The 1,094-nt window shown below is 63.3% G+C and carries 1 protein-coding gene and 1 pseudogene; both read left to right on the forward strand.

The window, feature by feature from the left end; all coding sequences use genetic code 11:
• Positions 1–517, forward strand: a pseudogene (locus tag VTU_RS0106655) (CAP domain-containing protein); the annotation flags it as partial.
• Between the two features lie 157 nt (positions 518–674).
• Positions 675–1,094, forward strand: a 420-nt coding sequence (locus tag VTU_RS0106660) for a CAP domain-containing protein (RefSeq protein ID WP_010102499.1), incomplete at its 3' end; no start/stop codon positions are given.

Genomic DNA, 1,094 nt, shown 5'->3' on the forward strand with positions numbered 1-1,094 from the left:
CGCGGTGCGGTTCATCCTGGGCTCTCCCTACTACGCCCTGGTCGCGCTCCATGGGCTCCGGGACGTCGGCCTGGCTTGGGGGCCAACCGCAGTGGGTCGGACGTTGGAGATGGTCTTCGGCTTGGCCGAGAACACCGAGTTCCAGGACGCTGGCAAGGTTCTGACCTACCCATGCGAGGGAAGCGCCGGCGTTATGGCGTCCACAGGCGGCGAAGATTTGCTGATATCGCTCTTTACAGGACCCGTTGTCGTCTGGGGCCAGCCCATCCTGGTCAAGGGCGCGAGCGACCTGAGGGTCGCTGCGGCATCGATCACGGGTCCTGGCGGGCCGGTCGCGATCAAGGCGATCTACGGAGATGGCCAAACGACCGATCCCGAGGGGGAGTGCAAGGCCGGAGTGGCCTGCGCCATCCCCGTTGCGCTGGCCACCAACACCACTTACACCGCCACGGTGTCCGGCACGAATGCGGGTGCAGAGTTCACGTCCACGTTCAGCTTTCGCACGGGCGCCCAGTAGTGCGGTATGGACGGGGATCCGGGCTGAAGCCATCGCGCGGATTGGCATCAGCGCATGACCCCCATGCACTGAAATCCGTGCAGAAAAAGCTGCCGGCCGCGCAAGTTTTGCGCGTCACTCAACGAAAGAAAGAAAGAACCATGAAATCAAAAATGAATTGCTGGCCGTTCTGGTGGCCGGTGTGACCCTGACCGCCTGCGGTGGAGCGTGGGGAAATGGGGGCGACACGCTGGCACCGGCAGCAAGCGCGATCGTCACCAGCGTTCCTGCCGCCACATATGAAGCCACCAGCGGCGAAGCCCTGGCTTACGAGACGCTGAACGCCGAGCGGTCCCGGTGCGGCTTCGGACTGCTGGCGCAAGACATCCGGCTCGACCAAGCCGCCCTTGGGCATTTGGACTACTTGGTGCAAAACAATGCAGTGGATGACTTCCAGAGACCCGGCAATGCAAGGTTCACGGGCGTTAACTCGGGGAATCGCGCCGTTGCGGCCGGCTACGACCACAGGCAGGTGGGCGAGACGCTATTGACCGTGCCGTTCTACGAGAACGCTGAATACGCGGTGCGGTTCATCCTG

The organism is Verminephrobacter aporrectodeae subsp. tuberculatae At4 (assembly GCF_000193225.1).
Taxonomy (GTDB): Bacteria; Pseudomonadota; Gammaproteobacteria; order Burkholderiales; family Burkholderiaceae_C; genus Acidovorax; species Acidovorax aporrectodeae.